The organism is Streptomyces sp. RP5T (assembly GCF_003933965.1).
In the GTDB taxonomy this organism is placed as follows: domain Bacteria; phylum Actinomycetota; class Actinomycetes; order Streptomycetales; family Streptomycetaceae; genus Streptomyces.
In genome coordinates, this window is the sequence record NZ_RSAJ01000375.1 from 1 (window position 1) to 8,248 (window position 8,248).

The following is an 8,248-nucleotide window of genomic DNA, read 5'->3' on the forward strand; positions in this document are numbered from 1 at the left end:
GGGTGGGGGCGATGGCCGCCGTCTGCGGCCTGGTGCTCGTCCTCGCCCTGCTGCTGCCGCAGACCCGGCAGGCCGGCGACGGCAGTACGGGCACCGACGGCCCGGGCCTGACCCGCGCCGAGCAGGCCGCGGCCGACGACCCCTGTCTCGACCCGGCGATCAAGGCGCACCCCGAGGACCGGACGCTGTCCCCGTCGGGCGCGGACGGCACGACCATCGAGAAGATCAAGGCCCGCGAGGGCGAGAAGCGCAAGCTGATCGTCGGCGTCGACCAGAACAGCTACCGCTGGGGCTACCGCAACCCCAACGGCGGGGAGAACGCCGACCTGGAGGGCTTCGACATCGACCTGGTGCACCGGATCGCGCAGGACATCCTCGGCGACGCGAACGCCGTGCAGTTCAAGGCCATCCCCACCAACCAGCGCATCCCGGCCATACAGAACGGCCGGGTGGACATGGTGGTCCGCACCATGACGATCAACTGCACGCGTGTCGGCCAAGTGGCGTTCTCCGCGCCGTACTTCAAGACCGGGCAGCAGGTCCTGGCCCCCAAGTCCTCGGACATCAAGGGCTACGACGGCACGCTGGCGCACAAGAGGATCTGCACGGCGGAGGGTTCGACCGCCTTCAGCAAGCTGGAGGACGACAAGAAGGCGGGGGATCTCGTCGCCTCCGCCGACATCCGCACCACGGTGCCCAACCAGCTCGACTGCCTGGTCAGGCTCCAGCTCGGCGAGGTCGACGCGGTGGTCACCGACGGGGCACTCGCCGCCAGCCAGGCCGCCCAGGACCCCACGGTCGAACTGAAGGGCTCCCCCTTCACCACCGAGTACTACGGCGTGGCGATGAAGAGCGACGCCGACGATCTGGTACGCCGGGTCAACCAGATCCTGGTGGACTACCGCAAGGACGGCACGAACGGCTGGCAGGCGTCGTACGACAGGTGGCTGTCCGCCACACTGGACAAGAACCCGGCGAAGTCGGAACCGCCGCCACCGAAGTACCTGCGCACGAGCTGACGGACCGGCAGAGACCAACATCCACTGAGCAACCCTTCAGCAGCGAGAGGTGATCGATGGGCGTCACGGGACCCCCCGGGCCGGTGATGGACCGGGACGAGGTGGACCGTGCGCTGGCGCGGCTCGGCGCGGAGCACGAGGCGATCGAGACCTCGCTCCTCGCCCTGCAGGACCACGCGGGCCGCAGGCTCCTCGAAGGCGCCGACCTCACCGGGGTCACCAAGGAGCGCTGGGAGTCCGCCGACGCGTCGATCACCCTGCTGTGGGCGTACTTCGACGCGTACACGGACGCGCTGCGCTCGGCCCGCGAGATCCGCTCACGCCGCCGCTGGTCCAGCCGCGAGGACCTGGTGGAGCTGACCGAGCTGCTGCGCGGCGAGGCGGTCACCGTCGCCGGCTCGGCCACCGCCACCGCCACCGCGCCGACCCTGAACGGCGGTACGGGCAAGCTCAGTGAGCGGTTCTCGCTGGTGACGCTCGTGGAGCGGATGAACGAGCTGTACGCGACGAGCCTGGACATGGTCGTCGCCGCCGACGCGGTCTGGTCGGCACTGCCCGCGCGGATAGACCTCCTGTCGGCCGAACTCCAGCGCACCCGCCAGCTCGCGCACTCCGTCGGCGTCCGCCCCGGGGAGCACCCGGCCGGGGACGACCTGGAGCGCATCACCCGCACCCTCACGTCGCTGCGCGAGCGGGTGATCTCCGATCCGCTGGCCTTCTGGCAGCGCGCGCAGGGCAGTTCTGCCCCCGGCGGCGGCAAGCCCGACACCACGGCCTACGACCGGGAGGCGCGCGCCCTGGAGGACGTGCGCCGGGAGATCGACGCCGTGCTGACGGTCCGGCAGGACGCCGAGGCCCGGCTGGTGAAGCTGCGGGACGTGCTCTCCCGCGCGGACCGCACCCTGGCCGAGGCCCGCATCGCGCGCGGCGAGGTCCTCGCGAAGATCGCGGCCACCGAGGTTCCGGTCGTCAGCGGACCGCCGACCGCGCTGCAGGAGCAGCTGGCGACGGCCGCCGAGTACCGCAGACACGGGCAGTGGAACCGGCTGTCCCCGCTCCTCGAGTCCCTGGAGCAGAAGGCGGAGGACGAACTCCTGCGCGCCCGCGAGTCGCTGACCGCGGTCACCGCGCCGCTCGCGGTCCGCGCGGAGCTGCGCGGGCGGCTCGACGCGTACAAGGCGAAGGTGGCCCGGCACGGCCTGGCCGAGGACCCGTTCCTGATCGAGCGGTACGACGCGGCCCGGCGGATGCTGTGGAGCGCGCCCTGCGACCTGCGGGTCGCCGAACAGGCCGTGCTGCGCTACCAGCACGCGGCCGCCGAACTGCTGGGCGCCCCGCGGGTGACGCAGCAGAGGGGTCCCGAGGACCGTAGGGGGGAGTCGTCGTCATGAGTCAGGAACAGCAGCCCTGCCAGCGGCCCGGCTGCGACGGCAGGTACGAGGACATGGGCGGCGGCGAGCTGTACTGCGACACCTGCGGTCTCGCGCCGGTCGTCGCGGGGAGCCGCGGGGCCGGTTCGGCGCCCAGCGGCACCACCGGCGGCGGGGACTCGCAGGGCAGCCGCGGTTCGCGCTCCACCGGCCGCGGTTCGGCGCGGACGTCCTCGCACTCGTCGAAGTCACGCCGCTCGGTGTCGGGACGCCTCTCGCGCTCGGTCTCCGGCCGCTCCACGGGCCGTTCGGTGTCGGTGCGCAGCTCCGGCTCCTCCGCCGGCTCCACCGGCCGCGGCCGGCTCGGCGCGGGGCTGGTCGAGGTGCCCGGGGTGCCCCGGCCCGATCCGCGCGGGATGGTCCTGGAGAACCCGGAGGTGCCCGAGCGCAAGCGGTTCTGCTCGCGCTCCGACTGCGGGGCCCCCGTGGGGCGTTCGCGCGGGGAGAAGTCCGGGCGCACGGAGGGCTTCTGCACCAAGTGCGGCCACCCGTACTCGTTCGTGCCGAAGCTGAAGTCCGGGGACATCGTGCACGGCCAGTACGAGGTCGCGGGCTGTCTGGCGCACGGCGGGCTGGGCTGGGTGTACCTCGCCGTGGACCGCGCGGTCTCCGACCGCTGGGTGGTCCTCAAGGGCCTGCTGGACACCGGCGACCAGGACGCGATGGCCGCGGCGATCTCCGAGCGGCGCTTCCTCGCGGAGATCGAGCACGCCAACATCGTGCGGATCTACAACTTCGTCGAGCACCTCGACCAGCGCACCGGCTCGCTCGACGGCTACATCGTCATGGAGTACGTCGGCGGCAAGTCGCTGAAGGAGATCGCCAACGGCCGCCGTTCGGCCGACGGCAAGCGGGACCCGCTGCCGGTGGAGCAGGCGTGCGCCTACGGCATCGAGGCCCTGGAGGCGCTCGGCCACCTGCACAGCCGCAACCTGCTGTACTGCGACTTCAAGGTCGACAACGCCATCCAGACCGAGGACCAGCTCAAGCTGATCGACATGGGCGCGGTGCGCAGGATGGACGACGAGGAGTCGGCCATCTACGGCACGGTGGGCTACCAGGCGCCCGAGGTCGCGGAGGTGGGCCCGTCGGTCGCCTCCGACCTGTACACCGTCGGCCGCACCCTGGCCGTGCTGACCTTCGACTTCCAGGGCTACACCAACGTCTTCGTCGACTCGCTGCCCGATCCCGACCACATCGAGGTCTTCCGCCGGTACGAGTCCTTCTACCGGCTGCTGGTCCGGGTGACGGACCCGGACCCGGCCCGGCGTTTCGCCTCCGCGCAGGAGATGTCGGAACAGCTCACGGGCGTCCTGCGCGAGGTCGTCTCCTTGCAGACGGGCCGCGCGAGGCCGTCCCTGTCGACCCTGTTCGGGCCCGAGGTCCGCGTCACGGACACGGAGCTGTTCCCGAAGCTGGACGGGGAGGTGTCGCGGTGGGGTGCGCGGGTGCTGCCGGTCCGCGGCAAGGGCGCCGACGTCCCGGCCCGCACCGGGGCCGCCCCTCCCGGCCGCAGTCTCGTCAAGGACGTCGACGCACCCGTCGCCTCCCTGGCGCTGCCCGTCCCCCACGTCGACCCCGCCGACCCCAACGCCGGTTTCCTGGCCGGGCTCATGACCACCGCGCCCACCGAGCTGCTCGGCGCCCTCGCGGCCGCGCCGGCCCCGTCGGCGGAGACCCGGCTCAGGCAGGTGCGGGCCTGGCTGGAGAACGGCGACGCGCACACCGCGGACGAGGCGCTGCGGCGGCTTGAGGACGAACGGCCCGACGACTGGCGGGTGGTCTGGTACCGGGGCGTGGCCGCCCTGGTGACCGGCGACCACGAGGCCGCCGCGCTCGCCTTCGACGCGATCTACGACGCCTTCCCCGGCGAACCCGCCCCCAAGCTGGCCCTCGGCCTGTGCGCGGAGGTGCTCGGGCAGCTCGACAACGCCGCCGAGTACTACCACCTGGTCTGGTCGACCGACCCCAGCTATGTGAGCGCCGCGTTCGGTCTCGCGCGCGTGCAACTCGCGACCGGGGACCGCCGGGGCGCCGTGAAGAGCCTGGAGTCGGTGCCGGAGTCCTCGATCCACTACACCGCCGCCAGAGTCGCGGCCGTCCGCGCACGGCTGCGTGGCCGCACCGCGACCGCGGGCGACGTACCCTTCCTGGACGACCTGACCGCCGCCGCCGGGCAGGTCGAGGCGCTGGACGCGTACGGGCTGGATCCGGTGCGTCGCGAGCAGTTGTCGGCCGAGGTGCTGGGCGCCGCCCTGGACTGGATACTCTCCGGTGGCCAGGACTCCGTCGCCCCCGCCACCGGGGGACGGGCACTGCTCGGCAGCGGACTGGACGAGCGAGGACTGCGCTTCGGCCTGGAGCGCTCGTACCGCGCGCTGGCCCGGCTCGCGCAGGGCGGCGAGGAGAGGATCGACCTGGTGGAACGAGCCAACCGTTACCGCCCCCGGACGTGGGTGTAGTTGATGTCGCAGATGCCCCAGCAGACCGCCCTTTCGAGGTGTCCGAGCTGCGAGGAACCCCTCGAGTCGGGCGACCGTTTCTGCGGTGCGTGCGGATACGACCTGTCCGCCGTCCCGGCGCGGCCGGACGACAGCCCGACCATCGCCCTGAACGGCGCGCCCCCGGGCGGCCCCTGGCCACCGGCCCCGCACCCGCCGGCGGAGCTCCATCTGCCCACCGATCTGCGGGCCTCCGCGTCGGGCGAGCACGAACTGCCGCCGGTGCCGCCCCAGTCGGGGCCGGTGCTCGGCTCACCGGTCTCCCCCGCGTCCGGGGTGCGCTTCGACCGGGCGCCGGAGCCCGACGAGTACCCCCTGCAAGCGCCCGACCCGCGCGTGGCCGCCGGACCGGCCGCCCCTGCCGAAGGAACCAAGGTGTGTGTGGCCTGCAGCGTCGGCCGGGTCGACGACGACGGCTACTGCGAGAACTGCGGGCACGCCCAGCCGCGTGAGCGCGACCACATGGAGCAGGAGACCGGCCCGATCGCGGCCGTCAGCGACCGCGGGCTGCGCCACCACCGCAACGAGGACGCCTTCTGCCTCGGCACCAGCGTGCTGCCCGACGGCCGGCCCGCGACCTTCGCGGTGGTCTGCGACGGCGTGTCCTCCGCGACCCGCCCCGACGACGCCTCCCTGGCCGCGTCCCGGGCCGCCGCCGACACGCTGCTGGCCGCGCTGCCGCAGGGCACGCACCCCCAGCAGGCCATGCACGAGGCGATCGTCGCCGCCTCCCGCGCGGTCAACTCGCTGGCCGGGGAACCCGCCACGGCCCGCGAGCACCAGCCCCACCAGAACGCCCCCGCGTGCACGATCGTCGGCTCGGTCGTCACCCCGTCCCTGCTGGTCGTCGGCTGGGTCGGCGACAGCCGCGTCTACTGGGTGCCCACGGACCGCAGTTCACCCCCGGCCCGGCTCACCGAGGACGACTCCTGGGCCGCCCAGATGGTCGCCGCGGGCCTGATGAACGAGGCCGAGGCGTACGCCGACGAGCGCGCCCACGCGATCACCGGCTGGCTCGGCGCGGACGCCTACGAACTCGACCCGCACACCGCTTCCTTCAAGCCGGACCGGCCCGGTGTGGTGGTGGTGTGCACCGACGGTCTGTGGAACTACGCGGAGGGCGCCGAGGAGATGGCCCGGGTCGTACCGGCCGACGCGGCCGCCCGCCCGCTGCACACCGCCCGGGTGCTGGTCGGTCACGCCCTGGACGGCGGGGGCCACGACAACGTAACAGTGGCCATCGTCCCGTTCCCGACCCCCGCGCATGGGGCAGGATCGGCCTGAGGCCGCACGAACGGGGATGCCTCGGCGGGCCGGAGGGGACCGGTCCGCGATCAGTCGTCGCCCCACGACTGTGGGGTTCACAAGGGGGATTTGAGCAGGTATGGCCAATTTCTCGAAGTCGAACGTGCCGCAGTTCGCGATGGACGTCTACCAGAACGAGTACCTGCCCGAGGGCGGCCGCGAGGTCAACGCGATCGTCACGGTGACCGCGACCGGCGGCGGCACGATCGGCAGCGCGGTCGCCGCACCCCATCTCTGGTCGGCGGGCCAGGGCCCGTCGGCCGCGGTGGCGCTCATGGTCGACTGCTCGGGCTCCATGGACTACCCGCCGACCAAGATGCGCAACGCCCGCGACGCCACGGCCGCCGCGATCGACACCCTGCGCGACGGGGTGCACTTCGCGGTGATCGGCGGCACCCACGTGGCCAAGGAGGTCTATCCGGGCGGCGGACGGCTCGCGGTCGCCGACGCCACCACCCGCGACCAGGCCAAGCAGGCCCTGCGCAAGCTCAGCGCGGGCGGCGGTACGGCCATCGGGACCTGGCTGCGCCTGGCCGACCGGCTGCTGTCGTCGGCGGACGTCGCCATCCGCCACGGCATCCTGCTCACCGACGGACGCAACGAACACGAGTCGGCGGAGGACCTCAAGGCCTCCCTCAACGCCTGCGCGGGACGTTTCACCTGTGACGCCCGGGGCGTGGGCACCGACTGGGAAGTGAAAGAAGTCACAGGGATCGCCTCCGCCCTGCTCGGCACCGCCGACATCGTCGCCGACCCGTCCGCCCTCGCCGCCGACTTCACGCGGATGATGGAGACGGCCATGGGCAAGGAGGTCGCCGACGTGGCCCTCAGGGTCTGGACCCCGGTGGGCACCACGATCAAGTTCGTCAAGCAGGTCGCGCCCACGGTCGAGGAGCTCACGGACCGCCGCGCCGAGGCCGGTCCGCGCGCCGGCGACTACCCCACCGGTTCCTGGGGTGACGAGTCCCGTGACTACCACGTCTGCGTCGAGGTCCCGGCCGCGAACATCGGCCAGGAGATGCTCGCCGCCCGGGTCTCCCTGGTGGTCCCGCAGCCCGACGGCAGCACGCAGAACCTGGGCGCGCAGGGCCTCGTCAGGGCCGTGTGGACCGACGACATGGTCGCCTCGACGTCGATCAACCCGCAGGTCGCCCACTACACCGGCCAGGCCGAACTGGCGCAGGCCATCCAACAGGGCCTCGACCTTCGCAAAGCGGGCGATATCGATGGAGCAACGGCCAAACTAGGCCGGGCCGTTCAGCTCGCGAACGCCTCGGGGAACGCCGATACTGCGAAACTGCTTTCGAAGGTGGTGGACGTCGTCGATGCCACGACAGGTACTGTGCGACTGAAGGCGAAGGTCGAGGAGGCCGACGAGATGACTCTCGAGACCCGGTCGACAAAGACTGTTCGTGTAAAGAAGTAGACAGTTTCCGACGGAGAAGTTCCCTGATCCGAGAGGGGGAAGCGCCGACATGCCGACCTGCCCGAACGGACACCAGTCGGGTTCCGACGACTGGTGCGAGGTCTGCGGTCACCGCATGGCCGGTGCCGTACCTCCGCCCCCTCCGCCGCCGCCCGGTCCGGGTGGGGGCGGCTACGGCTTCCCGCCGCCCGGCGGCCCCGGGGGCCCCGGGGGCCGGCCCGGTGGAGGCCCGCGCCTGTCCGCCGTACCGGACCCCGAGCCGGAGCTCTGCCCGCAGTGCCGCACGCCCCGTGAGGGCGGTGCGCCCTTCTGCGAGGAGTGCCGGTGGAACTTCCTGACGAACACGGCCACTTCGTACACGCCGGCCGCCCCGCGTCCGCCGGCCGGCTCCGGCGGGCCGCCCTCGCACTTCCAGCAGCAGTCGGGTCCCGGCCCGTCCTTCGGGGGCGGCGGTGACTCGTACGAGTACCAGGGCTCGCGCCCGTCCCAGGTGAACCGCCCGGCAGAACCGATCCCCTTCGGCTCGGAGCCGTCGGGCCGCTCGGGCCCGGGCGGTCCCGGAGGCCC

Annotated in this window: 5 protein-coding genes and 1 pseudogene; all 6 read left to right on the top strand. The window is 72.7% G+C overall.

What is annotated here, in order from left to right:
- The first annotated feature begins 2 nt into the window (after positions 1-2).
- Positions 3-1,019 carry a glutamate ABC transporter substrate-binding protein gene (locus tag EHS43_RS30255; protein ID WP_125193898.1) on the top strand — a complete coding sequence of 339 codons (1,017 nt, stop codon included), beginning with the start codon at positions 3-5 and terminating at the stop codon, positions 1,017-1,019.
- A 56-nt stretch (positions 1,020-1,075) separates the two neighbouring features.
- Complete coding sequence (locus EHS43_RS30260; protein WP_125193899.1) at positions 1,076-2,410, top strand: hypothetical protein; 1,335 nt, start codon at positions 1,076-1,078, stop codon at positions 2,408-2,410.
- Positions 2,407-4,911 carry a serine/threonine-protein kinase gene (locus EHS43_RS30265; RefSeq protein WP_125193900.1) on the top strand — a complete coding sequence of 835 codons (2,505 nt, stop codon included), beginning with the start codon at positions 2,407-2,409 and terminating at the stop codon, positions 4,909-4,911. The genes EHS43_RS30260 and EHS43_RS30265 overlap by 4 nt, the downstream gene beginning before the upstream one ends.
- Entirely contained in the window at positions 4,912-6,234 is a 1,323-nt protein-coding gene (locus EHS43_RS30270; RefSeq protein WP_185806476.1) for a PP2C family serine/threonine-protein phosphatase, read from the top strand.
- 100 nt (positions 6,235-6,334) lie between these two features.
- Positions 6,335-7,681 (top strand): VWA domain-containing protein, encoded by a 1,347-nt coding sequence (locus EHS43_RS30275; RefSeq protein WP_125193902.1) that lies wholly within the window; start codon positions 6,335-6,337, stop codon positions 7,679-7,681.
- A 49-nt stretch (positions 7,682-7,730) separates the two neighbouring features.
- Positions 7,731-8,248 (top strand): annotated as a pseudogene (locus EHS43_RS47145) (FHA domain-containing protein); the annotation flags it as partial.